The following is a 17,304-nucleotide window of genomic DNA, read 5'->3' on the forward strand; positions in this document are numbered from 1 at the left end:
TCCCTATAAGATAAGCTGGAGGTTTACTCTACTCTTCGTGCAGGGCCGTGGCCGGTTGTATAATGGCTGCCTGCCGGCTGGGGTACAGCGCGCAAGCGGTGGTCAGCAGGTAGATAAGCACCACGGCACAAAGCAGGGCGGTCACATATACCTCCGGCTCTACCTGAAAGACGTGCAGCAACGGAAACTGGACGGCGAACACTACCCCCAGCAGCAAGCCGAATGTGGCCAGCACCAGCACCTCCCCGATAAACTGCCGGTAGATCTGGCCGGAAGCTGCCCCCAGGGCGCGGCGCAGGCCGATTTCGCTGTTGCGGCGGCTGATGTTGTACCACAGCACGCCAAACAAACCCAGGGCCACGTTTAAGATCAGGAAACCGCAGACCAGCCCCAGCGCAATCATGGGAATCATGGTGAGTTTGGCTTTGTTCTGGCGCATTTTCTCCAGCGTGGATACTTCAAGCGTCCAGCCTTTGCCAATGCCTGCCAGCTCTTTTACCATCTTCTCTTCAAAGTCGATCCCGGTGCCAGGCTTAACCCTGATCAGGAGTTCGTTCCAGAAATAAGTCGGGTTCTTTTCAAAATTGATCCGGGTAAAGCAGGCCGGCTCTTCCGCAGCATATTCGCTGCCGGCCCGGAAATAATCGGTTACGCCCACTACCTGGAAGTTGGTGGTGTCGTTTACCTGAATCAGCTTTCCCAGTGCATCTTCCTGGCCAAATAATTTCTGCTGCATTGCCCGGTTGATCACAATGGGCTCGTGGTTGGAAGCATTGTCCTGTACTCCGAACCAGCGGCCCTGGCTTAGCTGCAGCTGCAGCACATCTTTAAAGTCATCCTGTACTTCATACACATCGGCCTGTATACCTTTTACACTGCCTGCAGAGAAGACATTATTCATCTGGCTAAAAGAAAAAGGCGCATTGCTTGAAGTTAAAGCGGCATACTCCACTTCCGGAAAAGAGCGCACCCGCTGCAGTACCTGCTCCTGGTTCTGGTGGTTAAGGGCAGCAGAGTCTGTCGCAGTCTGCATCGTGAGCAGCCACACATTTTCGTGTTCAAAGCCGAGCGGTTTGGTATAGTTGCGTACATTATAAAAAACCAGGCTCAGCACCCCGAAGAGCACCAGGAAGCAAAAGAAAATTTCCGTGATCAGCAAAAAGTTACTCTTCTTGCGGTTCCAGATCAGTTTAAAAAGATGGCGTATCATTTAGAACCTCCTTTCAGCGCCTCAACGGCATGTAAGCGTGACATTTTATAGGCCGGGTATACGCCCGAAATAAGACCAAACACAAGGCAAAGCAACAACCCGGTGGCAAAAACCCGGAGGTTCAGACCTAAGGCTGCATATACAATAATGCCGCTGTCATTGATGAGCCATAGCACGGCCGATGACAGCACAAAGCCCAGTAAGCCACCCAGCAGGGTCAGGAAGATATTCTCGATAATAAACTGCCCAATAATGGTTTTGGAAGTGGCTCCGAACGCTTTGCGCACACCAATTTCAGAAGATCGCTCCATGATGCGGCTGATGTTGATATTGACCAGGTTGATAGTAGGCAGCAGCATGAAAAGGAATGCCAGGCCCGCCAATATGGTGTACAGGATGCCCAGGCCGGGTTCTTGCCCTTTACCCAAAAGCGTGCGGGCAAAGCTCTCAAGAAAGGTATCGGGGAAGGAGAAAAGCCTGGTTTCTTTATTTGGTTGCTGGCGTTCTAACACCTGCATCATCGCCGCATACTCTGCCTTTATTTTAGGTATGTCTCCCGGCTGCCGGGCCTTAATGGTCGCAAAGTAGGTGCCACGAAGCCCGGGTTTATTAAAATCCTGGCTTTTTAGCGTAACAGGTACCCACACGTCGGCATAAGACTGCACGCGCAGCACGGGCACGTTCTCTACCACACCTACCACTTTATACTTTACCTGGTCTACAACAATGTCCTGCCCAAGGGCGGGTGCATCTCCGAAATACTGTTGCCGGGTATGCTCGTTGATCACCGCCACACGATTGGCGTTTTTAACATCCTGCTGCGTGAAAGCATTTCCCTCCAGGAAGTGAAAATCCAGGATATCCCAGAACGCACGGTCGGTATACTTGATATCGAGCGCCAGCTTGCGGTTGTTGATATAGCTATTCACTTGAAAAAACATGGAGTTAACCGATATCATTTCAGGCGTCTTGAGGGGGCGTATGTTGCGGTCGTAGAAATAATAGCTGATTGGTCCGCTGCTGGTATATCCTTCCTTTCCCTGCTCGCGCATCATATTCACAAAAAGGATGCGGTCTGTTTCACGTTCCGGCATCTGGGGTCCGAAGGCATGGTCAAAAAGGGAGGTGGCCACCACCAGCACCATAAGCGTAAAGCTGATGCCGAAGAGGCTGATGAAGGTAAAGAACTTGCGCCGCAAGAGCACCTTCCAGGCTACTTTAAGGTAATTTTTCAGCATGGCTATACTTTCTGAAAGTCGTACAATCTCGCGTCGGATACCTGCTGACCGTCAAAGAAACGCACCAGACGCTCTGTTTTCTGCGCCATATTTTCGTCGTGCGTTACCATCACAATGGTAGTGCCGTCCTGGCGGTTCAGGTCCAGCAGGATGTTCATAATCTCTTCCCCCATAACTGAGTCCAGGTTACCGGTCGGTTCGTCGGCAAGTATAATCTCAGGTTGGCCTACCAGGGCCCGGGCAATGGCCACGCGCTGGCGCTGGCCACCTGATAACTGACTGGGGTAATGCTTGGTGCGGGTGCTGAGTCCCACTTTCTCCAGGGCTGTTTTGGCGCGTTTGCTGCGCTCGGAGGCCGACACGCTGCTGCGGTAAAGCAGGGGCAGCTCTACATTATCGACTACGCTCAGGTCATTTACCAGGTGGTAGCTTTGGAAAACAAACCCGATCTTTTCGTTGCGGATATGGGCCAGCGCTTTGTCTTTGTAGCTTTGGATCGGCTGGCCGTCAATTTCGACAAGCCCGGTGGTGGGCACGTCCAGCAGGCCCATGATGTTAAGCAGCGTCGATTTTCCGCAGCCGGAGGGACCCATGATCGAGAGGAATTCCCCTTTCGGAACCATCAGGTTCACGTTTTGCAGGGCCACCGTCTCGATGGATTTGGTCTGATAGACCTTTTCGATGTTAGATAGCGTGATCATAGTTTTAAGTATAATTTTATCTTTTCGTTTCTTTTAAGGAGGTACAGCTTACTTGATCTTCTTGAATTTCAGGCCGCCCTGCATATTGACAAACAGGTATTGCACCTGGCCCTTCTCTTCCAGAAACTCAGCTTCAGTTTCAGGGCCTTTGATGCGGAACTTGTTGCCTGAAACCTGTACGAACTCAGTCTTTTCAGCATCGCCGGGTGCTAATCCGTACAGCCGGCCGTCTTCCACTGAAATGGTGATGGCAAACTGCTCATTTAACGCATATACCCCGGCAAATCTTTGCAGCTCTTCCTCACCTACTGCGGTGGCTGTTCGTTGCGGGTGCGCTATCGCCCTAGTTAATTTTGTAGAGATAGGTCGTACGGAGTTCGCTGCAAACAGCGTAACTGGGCAGAGCAGGAGCATTATACATAACTTTTTCATAGTGATAGGTTTAGTGATGAATGGATTCAGGAAGTATAGCTGGCTTTATTCTCCGTCAGATGGGTTGACCAAAGGCCTTTGTTTTTCAAAATCATAAAGCGTGAGTTGGCGCAGGTTGTAGTGGGCGGTCCAGTACTCGCTGAGCGCAGCGATATAGGCTCTGCGCGCCTGGTCTTTCTCAGCCAGGGCAATGTTCAGATCCGTGATGCTGATGCGACCGATCACAAAGGTGTTTTTCGCGATTTCGTAACGTTGCTGCGCAATGTCGTCTGCTTCGGAGGTGGTTTTGATCCGGCTTTTGAGCGTGTTGTACTGGTTCACCTGCGTGAGGACCTGCTGCTCAAAGTTGGCTTCCTCCTGGCTCAGGGTGTATTGCACCAGCTGCTGATTCAGCTCGGCTACTTTCGAGATGGAACGTTGCCGGCCCCAGTCCAGCACCGGCATGCTGAAACCCAGGCGCACACCCTGTTGGTTATCAGGGCGGCTGTAAATATCGGTCCAGTTGGCCCCGCGATTGGTGAGGCCAAAGGTGGCGTACAGGTTTGCATTCAGGCCGTTATCGCCTTTGGCTTTGGCTACCTGGCTCTCCGCTTCGAGCAGCCGGCGCTGGAAGTTTATACTTTCCTTACGGTTTTTATGGGCTTCCTCCAGGGCCACCTTTGCAGCTACGGTTGTGGCAGGAATGACCTGCGGCACGTTTAGCTGCAGTTGTGTGCTGTCCTCCATACCTACATAGGTCTTCAGGGCAAGGCTGGCAGTTTGTGCGTCGAGCGTAGCCTGCGCCAGGGCCAGATCGGAATTTAAAACAGCCAGGCGCAGCTGCAATAGATCATTTTTAGAGAGCCGGCCCAAGCTATACTTCTCCTGCGCTATCTGGTAAAGTGTGTCGTTGTTTGCCAGGTTTTTGGCCGCTATGTCCTGGTTAACCTGTGCCAGTAGCAGGTCGAAGTATAATTTAGTTGCTTCCACGGCTATTTTCTCGCGCTCTTCCAGGTACTTTCGCTGCGATTCCGCATACTTGAGCGGCTCGATTTTCTGGGCCCACGCCAGATTGTTGTAAGCAAACAGCGGCTGCTTTAGCCCGATAATGGCCGGGTTGCCATTGTAGCGGGTCTGGTTCCGGTCAAAATCATCGAAGCGCTGCATCAACGAAGTCACGAAAATACTGCCCCCGGTGGGGCCGATGGCCTGGCTCAGCGTCAGGCCCAGCTCCGCATTATTGTTGGATACCGGGCGAAATTCCAGGGTGCCATCCGGCTGGGTAACGGGCAAAATAGAACGGCTGAAATCAGGCAGTACGCCTTCCAGGCTCAGTTGTGGCTTGTAGTCGGATTTGTAGCTGCGCCACTGCCAGTAGCTGGTCTCGCGGCTGGTCTGTACCTGCTTTGCTACCGCCGACTGCTCCTGTGCCAGCCTGATGACCTCTTGCAGGTGCAGTTGGCGGCCAGCCGGTTGGGCAACACTCCGCAGGCTAAGCAGCGGCAGCATGGCACACAACAAACAAAAGAGGTAATGCTTTTTCATGGTTTTATATTTTTGACTTCGGACGCTTGATGTAAGACTTTAGACTTTCTATTCCTTAGGTTGCCTGGGGTATGTATGTAGTATGCGCCTGGAATCGTGTGCCTTTTGTACTATATCTGGTGTCCTGTATTATTCCTTTAAGCTCACTTTCGGGGTATTCAGGTAATCCTTCATGTCAGAGATCACCACCTCGTCGCCGGGCTGCACGCCGTTCTCCAGCTCCACAAAATCGGTGTTGCTCACGCCGGCCCGGGCCGGCACCCGCACCAGTTCATCGCCCCGGACCACAAACACCTTGTCGTTCACGTTGCCGCTAAAGTATGGGCCATTCTTCACGCGCAGGGTGTTGGGTTTGGTGGCGGTAGTCACAAACACATCCACACGCAGGCTGGGGCGCAGCAGCTTGTTGTTATTTTCGTTCAGGGCTACATAAAAGGTCACCGTACCGTTGCTGACCGTGGGGTCCACCGTGGCGATGGTGCCAGGCAGATCGGTGTTGTTGATCCGCACGGTCACCGGTCCGCCGGCGCGCAGCTGCTCGGCAAACGCATCCGACATGGTGGCCTGCACTTTGTAGCTGCTCAGGTCGGCAAGCCGGGCAATCACGTCGCCGGCATTCACAGTAGAACCTATTTCGTTTTTGACCCAGGTTACCACACCGGGGCGGGAAGCCCGCACTTCGGCTTGCTGCATTTTGCGCTCCAATTCTTCAATGGAGCGGCTCTGAATGGCCATGGTAAAGCCCAGTTCCTGTTCATCGGCTTTCAGCAGCTGACGCTCCGTGATCATGTCCTGTTCGATCTCGGCCAGTTGCTGCTGGGCTATCTTCAGCGTCAGTTCCGCCTGTTTGACCCGCTCCAGGGTGCCGCCGCCTATTTTTAAGAGGTATTGCTCGTCCTCTAATTGGGCCTGCAGGCTTTTCACGTTCATGCGCTTAATAGCGAGCTCAGAGTTGAGGGTGTTAAGTTTTTTCTGGAGTTGCAGGCGCAGCTGCACGCGCTTATGCTGGTTGAGCTGTTCCTCGTCTTTCAGCTTCTCGTAGGCCAGTTGAGTAAAGGCTTTGTCGAGGAGCAGGATCTGGTCACCGGGTTGCACCTTGTCGCCTGTAGTATGCACCACCTGCTCGATGCGTGCCTGAATAGGGCTGGTCACTGCCAATTCGTGCTCGGGCACAACCAGGCCGCTGGCGGTCAGGGTCGCCTCCACAGGCCCTTTCTCCACGATAGCGGTGCGTAGATCGGCGCGGCGCAGGCTGGGAGTTAACAAGCTCCTGAAACCAAATACCGCGGCAGCCACCACCACCAGGGCTATACTTACCTGCCAGAGGCGTTTCTGTTTCCGGGCTTGTTTGGTTGAGAGTGAAAGTTCGCGGTCCATTGTCTTATTTTATTACTTACTCAGAGCTATATAGCCAAAAGGAATGCCATAAATACAAACGCCTGAAAATCAGTAAGATAAAACTAAAAGTGTGGGTTTTATACTTCCTGCAGGTGTTCAATACTGAACAGTATGTGCGGTTTTATAAGCAGGTAATCTTCACAGTTTCAGGGCAAAGGAAGTATAAAAGCAAGCCGGCTTGCGGGCACTTTGTACTAACATGATTTTATTGGGAAGCTGAATATTTATACTTCACCTAACTTCTGCATGATGTACCGGAAACTTACTTTGCTGATTGTGTTTGCGCTTATACTGATAGGACAGGTGGCGGCACAAAGTCCCATACTAGGAATGTCTATAACCGCAAGACCACCTCGCTCAGTGGCCCCAAGCAGCTCCTGCTGAACTAGGCCAAAGAACTGGGCTGCAATTATGTGCGGCTGGCACACTACCCGCACAACGACCACCTGGCGCCGCTGGCCGATAAAATGGGCATAATGATGTGAGAGGAAAACCCCGTGTACTAGACGATCCATTGGGAAAACGACAGCACCTATCGCACCGCCGAGAGGCAACAGACGGAGTTGATTACCCGGGGTAAGAACCGCTCATCGGTGATCACCTGGTCGATGGCCAACGAAACACCGATGAAGCCGGAACGAAACGTTTATATCCGTAAGCTCACTGCTCGCATGCGTAGCCTGGACCCAACGCGCCCGGTGTCCACTGCCCTGGAGCAGCATGGCCTGCCCAACAGCAACACGCATACTATCGGCGATCCGCTGATAGTATGCGTGGATACCCTGAGCTTTAACCAGTACATCGGTTGGTACGACGGCACGCCTGACAAGCTAAAGAATGTAAGCCGGAAGATATCCCGGAATAAGCCGGTAATGGAATCCAGATTTGGTGCCGGCGCGCTGCAGGGCAAGCACGGCGACAAGCTGGAACGCTTTACCGAAGAATAGCAGGCCTATCTGTATGAAGAAACGTTGAAGATACAGCTCAAAATACAGCAGCTCCGCGGTATGACGCCCTGGATCCTGGTGGACTTCCGTTCGCCGCGCCCGCCATTTGCTGACATTTAGGAAGGAAGGAACCGCAAAGGCCTTATTTCCCCGCAGGGCGAAAAGGGAAAGCCTTTTTTGTACTGCAGGATTTCTACAATACTTATACCCTGAAGGAGCGCAAGTAAAGTATAACAGGCTTACGTGACCGGTAATCCGGCTTGTACTTATACTTCCGTTATGGGAGTATAAGTATAAGGGCCCAAGTCGTGCCAGCCTGCTTATTTTGCTGTTTTTGCTTTCTGAGCGAAGCCGGTGCGGGTCATTTCGCCCCAGCTTTTCTTGCCGGTAAACAAATCGTAGTTTCCTTTGATAGCAGACCAGACCGTCACCGGATGATAGAAGAATGGTTCGAATAAAGCTGTAATGACTAGTTTAAGCATGTGGCCCGGCCGTTTATATTGCTGGTACGATCGCTCCTCAAACAGAATAGCGAACACCGAGAACATCAGCGCAAACGAATACACCAGCCCCAGAAAGGAAAAGAAATAGGCCCAGTTGGCATAGCCTAGTATAGCCAGGCAGAGAAAGCAGACCATCCCGACAAACTCGATGATCGGCGCCAGCCATTCGAACAGAACCCACAACGGAATGCTGAGTAAGCCCAGGATGCCGTACTTTCTGTTGAAGATCATTTTACGGTGCAGCCACAGGGTTTCGGCAGTCCCTCTGGTCCAACGGTTCCGTTGCCGCTTCAAAATATCCCAGCTTTGGGGCGCTTCTGTCCAGCAAAGTGGGTCGGGGATAAAGGCAACTTTACAGGGTGTTTTCGCTTCATACATCATCCGGCGCATGCGCACGAGCAGCTCCATATCTTCGCCCACGGTGTTGTGATTGTAGCCGCCAGCCCGGATCACGGTTTCTTTGTCGAACATCCCGAAGGCGCCCGAGATCAGCAACAGCCCATCGAGGTGGGCCCAGGCCATTCGGCCCATTAAAAAAGCCCGGAAATACTCCAGTACCTGCACTCGTGCAATAAATTTATCGGGCACCCGGATGTGGATCAGGCGGCCATCTTCCACCACGCAGGAGTTAGCAATACGAATTACGCCGCCGGTCGCGATCACTTTGCGCTCTTCCTCCATAAATGGTTTAACCAGTTTGAGCAGCGCATCCGATTCCAGCACGCAATCCACATCAATGCAGGCAATCAGTTTATTTGATGCAATGTTGATCCCTACATTCAGCGCATCGGCTTTGCCACCATTTACCTTATCTACCACAACGAGTTTATGATAGGCCGGATTACGGGCTTTGTAAACGCCCCGGACAGCCTTTGTCGGAATGACTTCGTTTACGGCAAAGTCGAGCTTCTCCAGTTCATACGCTTCGATGAGCAGCGCCAGGGTGTTGTCTTTGCTGCCGTCGTTCACGATGATCACCTCGCAATTGTTATAATGCAGGGTAAGCAACGAACGCACATTGTCCACGATCGTCAGCGACTCGTTGTAGGCAGGAGCAATAAGGGTAACCGATGGGGCAAATGGAGAGGACAGGATAGCACGGTAGTCTACAAAGCTGTTCTTCTTTTTGTAGCGGGCCATGGCCCAGGCCGAAATCCCGGAAAGCACCACGTAGCTCAGGCAGATGCCGATGGCGTACACAAGTATAAAGTAATGCAAGAATCGGGCTGTATCGGCGATAAAGTAACTCAGGAGATCATTCATATTCTGCTGTCTAGCGCGCAGGCTGCAATGGGCTGCAAGGCATGCTGCAAATTGTTTTTAATCGCCTGGATCAGGGCTTCGCCGGGAGCGCCGCTCTGGGCCAGGGCACGCGCTGCGATCAGCTGCACGCGCATATCGGTGTCTTGCAGCTGTTGCTGGTAAAAGGCAAGGTGCTCGTCGCCGCCGATCAGGGGGAGCGTTTTCAGGATCTCGAGCCGGACATCCACCGTTTCATTTTCATAGAGCTGCAGCAGCTTTTCTGAGGCTTCAAAGGATTCCAGGTTGCGCAAGGCAATTACGGCTTCTTTGCGGACCATCGGGCTGGGATGGTTCAGCAACGTAAGCAACGCCCCAAGCGCCTCGTGCTGGTTATACTGCACGATCATGCGGATAGAGAACAGCACAACCGATTCCTGGTCTTTCTGCAACCATTGTTTAAAGGAGGGAGGGTGCACGGCATGAGCCTTCTGGGCGGCACGGGCCAGCTGCAGCTGTTGCCATTCCGTAAGTGGCTCTTCCAGCTCATCCAGAAACGAAAAGGGGGCTTTGTGCTGCAGGTACACCAGCGCCACCAGGGCCTGGGACCGCAAAACCGGGTTAGGGTGGTTGATGAAGGCGCGGATGAGTTCCGCATCCTGCGTCATGCCCATTTCGGCAAGCTCACAAATGCCTTTGGCTATAACGGACCACGACCTGGCATACAGCTTTTGCTTGGAATAGGGGTGAAGCCCCAAGTCTTTGTAGAGCGTGCGCAGCCTGTCTGCTGACTCCCCGATCAGGTTCTTCTGCAGGCTGATCAGGTTTTCCAGGAAAATGGGGCAGTAGAAGGAGTTGAGAATATACTTGCGCCGGAAGCTTTCCAGTTGCGCCGGGCTCACTTCTTCTGCATTGAAGAGGTAGGAGGTAATGAACTGCTGGGCTTTCTTGTCCATCCATCGACTTTTTCGCTGCCGCACGCCATCCCGTAACCTGCTGATGAGAATGAACAGGAAGAGGAGAAGCGCCGTGCCGGTAAAAAACAGCACCAGTAGCAGGTTCGCCTCGATCAGATCAGGCATTATGGAAAGCACGACAGGCATGTTGCGTTCTGTAGCCATTAAAATCTATACTGAACCGTGAGGCCTGTTGTAAAACGGTTGCGGAAGGACCCACTGCTGATTTCTTCATAATCATAGGAGAACATGCCCCCCAGCAGGCAGGAATTGCCCACGCGCAACTGGGCTTCCAGAGCTGCCCGGCTGGCACTTAACCGACTAATCTCCTCCAGGCCCACCTGCACAAATGGCACACTGCCCCGGGCTAGTACCAGGGTAAAATGCTCGTCCTCATGGCGGAGGTACTGCCGGAACTGCAATATGCCCGTGGTTTGCCAGGAACTGTTCTGGCGCTGCAAAAACGGGCGAAAGCTCACCCATTGCTTGCGGAAATATTTGCCGACATAACCGGTATACAGCACCACCGTCTCGTTTTGGAAAAATAAGGCGCGGGCACCGAGTGAGGCCTCCACTTTATGCGGGAACAGGTGATAAAGTTCTGCGCCGGTGCGGTAGGCCGGGAATAGCTTTTCGTCGGATGCGCCTACGTTCAGGTAGGCGTAGGTTGTTTTGCTCAGCTGCGGGTAAGCATCCACTTCTCCCTGCATACTTTGGTTGCCGTAGCGCCGTGCGTAGCTTACCCGTGCCAGGTACTTGCCACTGGCTGTTTGCCGGGTATAGGCCAGCGCGCCCAGGTGCCAGGGCGAAAGTTGCTGATCAAATGTGGTGAGCTGGTAGCTGGCCTGCACGAGATGCACCTTGCGCGCCTGTTGCACCTTTTCCCATACTTGCCGGACATCCGTATTGCCCGGGTCCTGTTGCAGCAAACCGGTCAGTATGGCTTCGGCAGCGGCGTACTCCTGACGTTCATACTGTGCCCGTGCTTTGCCCAGCAGGAGCGGGGCCGACGTCGGATTTGCCTCTAAACCGGCCTGCACATAGTGCAGCGCCTCGTCCGGCTTATGGGACCACAAAGCCATATCAACCGCGATCAACAAGGCTTCCTCATTCGGAGGGGTAGTGCTTAACAGGGGCGAAAGTATAAACCGGGCTGAATCATAGTGGTGTTCCCAGGCAAAGGTGCGGGCCAGTAGCAAGGTGGCATCGGTGTAAGCGGGCACCGCCCGTAACAGTTTCCGGCTCAGCTGGCGGCTTTCGGCATATTTGCCGTGATAGGCCATTTGCTGCGCCTGCCTGAAAAGCGAATCCGGGTGCAGGATCGTTGTATCCTGGGCCTGAAGTGAAGAGGAGAGAAGCAGGGCAAAAAAGCAGCTCAAAAGTATACCCTGGCTCCTGACACGTAATTTCATTTGGTACTGGTATAACGTATAAGCAAGCGTTTTACACGAAGCGAGAGTTCGCCCGGGCTGAAAGGTTTGGCAATAAAGTCATCCGCCCCCAGCTTAAAAGCATCCAGGATCGTTCCTTCTTCATCGGCTGCGGAGAGCACGATTACCGGCAAATCCGGCAGATTAGATTTAATATAGGAGAGCACTTCCATTCCTGTCACAAAAGGCAGCATCAGGTCGGTGAGTACCAGGTGGAAGGTAGCTTGTTTGAGCTTCTCTAAAGCTTCTCTGCCATCTCGGGCCACCACTACGTTGTAGTGGTCTTTCTTCAGCCGGAACTCGAGCGTCCGCAGAATCATTTCGTCGTCTTCAACTACCAGGATCATGGTAAGGGTAAAATTTGCAGGCATCATCCGGAAAGGTCTTTCACGGCCTTCAACCTGAAGTATAAAATATATTTTTTTGGAAAATAGCTTTTGACGGGCAGCCGGATGTGTTAAACTAAATATGGTTGCAGCTCCAGGGCTACCTGCTCATTTATCTCTGTCAGCTCCTGGTTAAGGCAAAGCACCTGTTCAATTTCAGCTTCCTGCTTCGCGAGCGCTTCTATCTGCTTAAGCCTGACCAGCATACTTTCTGCCCCGACAATGGAGACGGAGGATTTCAGTTTATGGGCCACTTCCTTTACCGCCGGAAAATCGATTTTTAAGGCGGCCTGCTTCATGTGCTCCAGCTCAGGTGGAAGCTGTTTGAGGAAAAGGCCGATCATTTCTTTTATAAAGTCGGTGTTGCCCCCCGACATTTTGTGCAGGTACGACAGGTCGCAATGCTTTTCGGTTTGCAGCACAGGCTCGGGCGCCCCCTCAGGTAGTATTCTTTCCAAACCCGAAAGGACACATAGCTTTGTCAGGAGCTCCTGTGTTTTAAAAGGCTTGGAGATATAATCGTTCATGCCCAGGGACAGGCACTTTTCTTTTTCGCCGCTCAGGCCGTGGGCGGTCATCGCCATAATAGGCACCGTCGATTTCAGTTCCTGGCGGATGTAGCGGGTCGCTTCGTAGCCGTCCATCACCGGCATCTGGATATCCATCAGCACCACATCGAAATACTTTTTCTGGCGGATCAGTTCTACTGCTTCGCTCCCGTTTTTAGCCAGCTCGGCGGTAAAGCCCATGTCCTGTAGCACGCGCAGGGCAAGTTTCTGATTTAGCGGGTTGTCTTCGGTTATCAGAATATGCAACTGCCTGTACAGCAGGTTTTCTTCCGGTAACTCCTGCTTTCCGTATTGGGCCAGGTCTGTTTCCGAAGCCACTGTATAAGGGATAGCCACCGTGAAAACAGACCCTTTACCTGAAATGCTTTCAATAGAAATGGTGCCGCCCTGCAGCTCGGTGAGCCCTTTTACAATACTTAAACCTAAACCTGAGCCGCCAAACTCGCGAGTGGTGGAGCTGGAGGCCTGGCTAAACCTTTCAAAGATCGTTTCCAGCTTGTTTTCCGGAATACCAATGCCTTTATCTGTCACCGTATAGGTTACCCATACTTTATCGTGTCCGCTGGTTCGGACCTTGACGTTGATCTGTATGGTTCCTTTTTCGGTGAATTTAATAGCATTATCGACCAGGTTGAAAATGATCTGGGTAAGCCGGACCGGGTCGCCGAGCACCAGCGTAGGAACCTGCGCATCGGAGGTGATCTGGAGGGTTAGCCCTTTGTGGTTGGCTTTTGGCTGTAGCAGCATCATCAGGGAATCGAGCAACGACATGATCCCGAAAGGGATCGTTTCCAGTTGCACCATGCCCGACTGTATTTTAGAGAAATCCAGGATGTCGTTGATAATGGTCAGCAGGTTTTCGCCCGACGAACGGATTGCTTCCACAAACTGTAATTGCTCATCCTCTAATCTGGACTGGAGCAGGAGGTTCGTAAACCCGATGATCGCATTCATCGGCGTCCGGATCTCGTGGCTCATATTGGCCAGGAACTGCTCCTTGGCCATAGAAGAATCTTCGGCTATCTCTTTGGCGTGCTTTAGCTCTGCCTCTTGTTTTTTCCGGTGCGTTATATCCTGAACGGCTGCAATTGCATATACAACCTCATTATGACGGTTAAAAACAGGGCCGGCTGTTTCAGACAGCAGGATCTTTTCATCTCCGAGCCGGATCTCTAGATCATCGGCTTCGGAGCTTTCGCCACGCAGTGCTTTCATCGTAGGCAACTGTTCCAGCGGGTAATACTTGTCGGTACCTGCCACCCAAATGAGCTTCTCCTCTTCCAACTTTTGTAAGTTCTCTATCGGCCCGCCAGGGAACAGCTTGCTTGATTCCAGGTCCCATTTTTTATTCGAAAATGAGAGGTTGCCGCGTGCATCCCGTACGGTAATCGCAACCGGCAGCGCCTCAATAAACTGCTTCAGGCGCGATTCGTTTTCCTTTACTTCGTTCGTAAGCTTTACTCTTTTGTTGATGTCGCGGAAAATAAAAAGCAGGGAGAAGAAGCCGATGCTCAGGATGAGGCACATGCTTAGGCCATTGACAAGTTTCTCCTGTAGGGCCAGTGCGGCGGATCGTGCTTCCCGCTCTTGCAGGAGCCTGTTTTCGATGGCCTGTATCCGTGTTTTCTGAGCCAGCACCCGGTCCATCAGCAGTTTGCCCTTAGCGCGGGTTTTCAGCACGGAGGCGCCGTTGCTTTCGGCTTTTACAGCAGAATCGATATATGCAATCTTGGCATCAATCAGCTGGCGCAGGACAGCGAGGTTGCGCTGCTGCACCGGGTTGTCTGATGTTAGGACATTGACTTGCTGCAGGTGCTGGTAAATTTGGGCGTGTAGCGCCTGGTAGTCTTCCAGAAACAACCGGTTATTGCTAATGGCAAACCCGCGGGCATTACTTTCCAGGGTCGTAAGGGCTATGTTGGTCTTTTCCAGGTTGTGGATTACCTGGTAAGTAAGGGTAACCCGTTGCTTGGTTTCATGCAGGTCATGGTTCAGCTGGAAAGAAAAATACTGGATAGAAAGCGTCAGCAGCAAGGTAAGACCCAAGCTCAGGAGCACTTTAAATTTTAATCTTCCGGAAGAGGGGGAGTGAGGGTAAGGGTTTCTCACAAATTGGCGCAGGTAAATGATAATAGTGCAAATATCGTATTTAAAAAATTAGAACAAACAGATTAGGTAAAAACTATTATGGTATTTATTTGCCTGGTCTGCTGCTTCTAAAAAGTGCAACGTATGGCAGGCAACTTCTGTCGGACAGCTGCACTGTGAAAGGGGCTTATTCCTGGGTCCTGCTACCCGGATGCGAGCCTGAAAGCGCTGGCCGGTAAAACTAGACTAATACCTTTCAAACCCTTGGCATGAGCCAAGTATAGCGTGATACTTGGTTGGCGGCTGGTGATTTTAGGGCTGATTACCATTTCTCCCCATCTTTTGTTAATTTGCCTCAACACCGACACCGGAAACTATGACCTACCAGGAAAAACTAACCGCCATCCGCAGCCAGATGCGGGGCGAAGGCGTGAGTGCCTATATCATACCATCTTCTGATCCGCATATCAGCGAATACCTGCCCGACAGGTATAAGTGCATTTATTTTACGTCCGGCTTTACCGGCTCGGCCGGAACGCTGGTGATCACCGATGATTTTGCTGGCCTCTGGACGGATGCCCGTTATTTTGTGCAGGCCGGGGAGCAACTGGCCGGCAGTGGCTTTGAGCTGGTAAAGCTAAAGGTGCAGCATGCGCCCGAATATATTCAATGGCTGGCTGAGCGGCTGGCGCCCGGCGCCAAAGTGGCGTTCGATGCCCGGCTGATCTCCGTTGGGCTGGCACAGTTACTGGAGCAGCAACTGGTGCCGCAGGGTATTGAGCTGGTAAGCGACCGCGACTACCTGGAGCCGATTTGGCTCAACAGACCCTACCTGCCGGATGCACCTGCTTATTTGCTGGGAGAGGAAATAACAGGAGAAGCTTTTGAGAATAAACTGGGAAGGCTGCGTGCCGCGCTGGCTACCTCTAAAGCCGACTACCACCTGATCTCCTCGCTCGATGATATGGCCTGGCTCTTTAATATGCGCGGGTCTGATGTGAAGTGCAATCCTGTGGTGTTAAGCTTCGCCCTCATCAGCCAGGATGCCGCCATCCTGTTTATTGATACGCTAAAGTTTTCCGAAGCCGATCAGGACAAATTGCGCAATGCCGGCGTGGAATTGCAGGCCTACGACCTGGTGGAACGTGCCCTGGCCAGCCTGCCTGCAGGCAGCAGCATCCTGATAGACCCCAAACGAAATTGCTTTGCCTTGTATAAAGAGCTGCCGACTTCGGTGAGTGTGCTCCAGGATACCAACCCCACTACCTCTTTTAAAGCCATAAAGAATGCTGTGGAAGTGGAGAATACCCGCATTACCATGGTGAAAGATGGCGTGGCGCTCACCCGTTTCTTTAAGTGGCTGGAAGAAAGCGTTGGCAAGGAAACGATCACCGAAATGTCCGTGGCTGACAAGGTGCTGGAATTCCGGGCGGCGCAGGAAGGGTTTGTGGGCGAAAGCTTCGACACCATTGCCGGCTACAAAGCACACGGCGCCCTGCCACACTATAAAGCCACACCCGAAAGCGATGCAGCGCTGAAAGCCGATGGCCTTTTCCTGCTTGATTCCGGCGGGCAGTACCAGACCGGCACCACCGACATCACCCGTGTCGTATCGCTGGGCAACCTGACGGAGGAAGAAAAAACGGATTATACGTTGGTGCTGAAAGGCATGATTGAAGGTGCTTCGGCCCGCTTCCCCAAAGGTACGCGCGGCTACCAGATCGACGCCATCACACGCAAGCCGCTCTGGGACCATGCCCGCAATTATGGCCACGGTACCGGCCACGGCGTCGGCTTTTTCCTGAATGTGCACGAAGGACCCCACGTTTTCAATGCCACTCCCACGCCTATCGACATTGAGCTGGGCATGATTACTTCCGTAGAGCCCGGCATTTACCGCCCTGAGCAGTATGGCATCCGCATTGAGAACCTGGTGCTTACCGTGCCCGATGAAACCAATGCGTTTGGCGAATTCTATACTTTTGAGCAGCTGACCATCGCGCTAATCGACACCTCACCGGTAAAGAAGCAACTGCTGGAGGCGCACCAGGTAAAATGGCTTAACGACTATAACCAGCTGGTGGCAGACCGGGTGGGCCCACACCTGAATGAGGAGGAACGCGCCTGGCTGCAAGCCAAAGCAAAAGCCATTTAAGTATAGCCGAACCCCTTTCTGGTTCTCCTCACAACAAGATGCCTGCATCCGGTAGTAACTTTGCGCCTGCCGGGTACAGGCATCTTATACTTGCCCTATGCAGATAAAAGAAATAACCGCTGCGCAAACCTGGCCTGTGCGGCACACCGTGATGTGGCCCGGCAAGGAAGTGGACTATGTAAAACTGCCCGATGATGCTGCCGGCCTGCATTATGGCCTGTTTGCTGAAGGAGAGCTGGTGTCGGTTATCTCGCTTTTTATAACAGGAGAGACCGCGCAATTCCGGAAGTTTGCCACCCACACTACCTGCCAGGGCAAAGGCTATGGCACGGCGCTGCTGCAGCACTTGGTAGGGCAGGCAGCGGAACAGGGTGTAACTAAACTCTGGTGCAATGCCCGTGCCGAAAAGGCTGGCTTTTACGAGCAATTCGGCCTGCAAGAAACTCCTAACAGGTTTGTGAAAGGAGCGGTGGCTTATGTGGTGATGGAAATGGAACTGCGGATGAACACATCATGAAGTATAACAGT

General features: G+C 52.6%; 15 protein-coding genes. 3 read left to right on the forward strand and 12 right to left on the reverse strand.

The annotated features are described in order from the left end of the window. Positions 1 to 28 precede the first annotated feature (28 nt). The 7 genes from LWL52_RS05230 to LWL52_RS05260 form a co-directional block, all read right to left on the reverse strand. Entirely contained in the window at positions 29 to 1,210 is a 1,182-nt protein-coding gene (locus LWL52_RS05230; protein WP_242917592.1) for an ABC transporter permease, read from the reverse strand. Further along, positions 1,207 to 2,448: an ABC transporter permease gene (locus LWL52_RS05235; protein ID WP_242917594.1), complete on the reverse strand. Its 1,242-nt coding sequence runs from the start codon at positions 2,446 to 2,448 to the stop codon at positions 1,207 to 1,209. The genes LWL52_RS05230 and LWL52_RS05235 overlap by 4 nt, the downstream gene beginning before the upstream one ends. A gap of 2 nt (positions 2,449 to 2,450) precedes the next feature. Next, the gene (locus LWL52_RS05240) at positions 2,451 to 3,149 is read right to left on the reverse strand and encodes an ABC transporter ATP-binding protein (RefSeq protein ID WP_242917596.1); all 699 of its coding nucleotides are present in this window, start codon (positions 3,147 to 3,149) and stop codon (positions 2,451 to 2,453) included. Between the two features lie 48 nt (positions 3,150 to 3,197). Continuing rightward, on the reverse strand, positions 3,198 to 3,581 hold the full coding sequence (locus LWL52_RS05245) for a DUF3471 domain-containing protein (RefSeq protein ID WP_242917598.1): 384 nt from the start codon (positions 3,579 to 3,581) through the stop codon (positions 3,198 to 3,200). Positions 3,582 to 3,626: 45 nt separating this feature from the next. After that, positions 3,627 to 5,105 (reverse strand): TolC family protein, encoded by a 1,479-nt coding sequence (locus LWL52_RS05250; RefSeq protein WP_242917600.1) that lies wholly within the window; start codon positions 5,103 to 5,105, stop codon positions 3,627 to 3,629. 129 nt (positions 5,106 to 5,234) lie between these two features. Further along, positions 5,235 to 6,482 carry an efflux RND transporter periplasmic adaptor subunit gene (locus LWL52_RS05255; protein ID WP_242917602.1) on the reverse strand — a complete coding sequence of 416 codons (1,248 nt, stop codon included), beginning with the start codon at positions 6,480 to 6,482 and terminating at the stop codon, positions 5,235 to 5,237. A gap of 245 nt (positions 6,483 to 6,727) precedes the next feature. After that, the gene (locus tag LWL52_RS05260; RefSeq protein ID WP_242917604.1) at positions 6,728 to 7,018 is read right to left on the reverse strand and encodes a hypothetical protein; all 291 of its coding nucleotides are present in this window, start codon (positions 7,016 to 7,018) and stop codon (positions 6,728 to 6,730) included. Between LWL52_RS05260 and LWL52_RS05265 the strand changes: the two genes are divergently transcribed. Then, entirely contained in the window at positions 7,013 to 7,450 is a 438-nt protein-coding gene (locus LWL52_RS05265; protein WP_367615707.1) for a glycoside hydrolase family 2 TIM barrel-domain containing protein, read from the forward strand. The two genes, LWL52_RS05260 and LWL52_RS05265, sit on opposite strands and share 6 nt — an antisense overlap. Positions 7,451 to 7,770: 320 nt before the next feature. Here the strand turns inward: LWL52_RS05265 and LWL52_RS05270 are convergent, their stop codons facing one another. The 5 genes from LWL52_RS05270 to LWL52_RS05290 form a co-directional block, all read right to left on the reverse strand. Next, positions 7,771 to 9,216: a glycosyltransferase family 2 protein gene (locus tag LWL52_RS05270; protein ID WP_242917608.1), complete on the reverse strand. Its 1,446-nt coding sequence runs from the start codon at positions 9,214 to 9,216 to the stop codon at positions 7,771 to 7,773. Next, positions 9,213 to 10,313: a HEAT repeat domain-containing protein gene (locus LWL52_RS05275; protein WP_242917610.1), complete on the reverse strand. Its 1,101-nt coding sequence runs from the start codon at positions 10,311 to 10,313 to the stop codon at positions 9,213 to 9,215. The genes LWL52_RS05270 and LWL52_RS05275 overlap by 4 nt, the downstream gene beginning before the upstream one ends. After that, complete coding sequence (locus LWL52_RS05280) at positions 10,313 to 11,560, reverse strand: YaiO family outer membrane beta-barrel protein (protein WP_242917612.1); 1,248 nt, start codon at positions 11,558 to 11,560, stop codon at positions 10,313 to 10,315. The genes LWL52_RS05275 and LWL52_RS05280 overlap by 1 nt, the downstream gene beginning before the upstream one ends. Then, entirely contained in the window at positions 11,557 to 11,952 is a 396-nt protein-coding gene (locus LWL52_RS05285) for a response regulator transcription factor (protein WP_242917614.1), read from the reverse strand. Before LWL52_RS05285 ends, LWL52_RS05280 begins: the two co-directional genes overlap by 4 nt. An 83-nt stretch (positions 11,953 to 12,035) precedes the next feature. Beyond that, positions 12,036 to 14,642 carry a hybrid sensor histidine kinase/response regulator gene (locus LWL52_RS05290; protein ID WP_242917616.1) on the reverse strand — a complete coding sequence of 869 codons (2,607 nt, stop codon included), beginning with the start codon at positions 14,640 to 14,642 and terminating at the stop codon, positions 12,036 to 12,038. Between the two features lie 355 nt (positions 14,643 to 14,997). Between LWL52_RS05290 and LWL52_RS05295 the strand changes: the two genes are divergently transcribed. Both LWL52_RS05295 and LWL52_RS05300 read left to right on the forward strand, forming a co-directional pair. Then, positions 14,998 to 16,776 (forward strand): aminopeptidase P family protein, encoded by a 1,779-nt coding sequence (locus LWL52_RS05295; protein ID WP_242917618.1) that lies wholly within the window; start codon positions 14,998 to 15,000, stop codon positions 16,774 to 16,776. A 97-nt stretch (positions 16,777 to 16,873) separates the two neighbouring features. After that, on the forward strand, positions 16,874 to 17,293 hold the full coding sequence (locus LWL52_RS05300) for a GNAT family N-acetyltransferase (RefSeq protein ID WP_242917620.1): 420 nt from the start codon (positions 16,874 to 16,876) through the stop codon (positions 17,291 to 17,293). Positions 17,294 to 17,304 lie beyond the last annotated feature (11 nt).

This window comes from Pontibacter liquoris (assembly GCF_022758235.1).
In the GTDB taxonomy this organism is placed as follows: Bacteria; Bacteroidota; Bacteroidia; order Cytophagales; family Hymenobacteraceae; genus Pontibacter; species Pontibacter liquoris.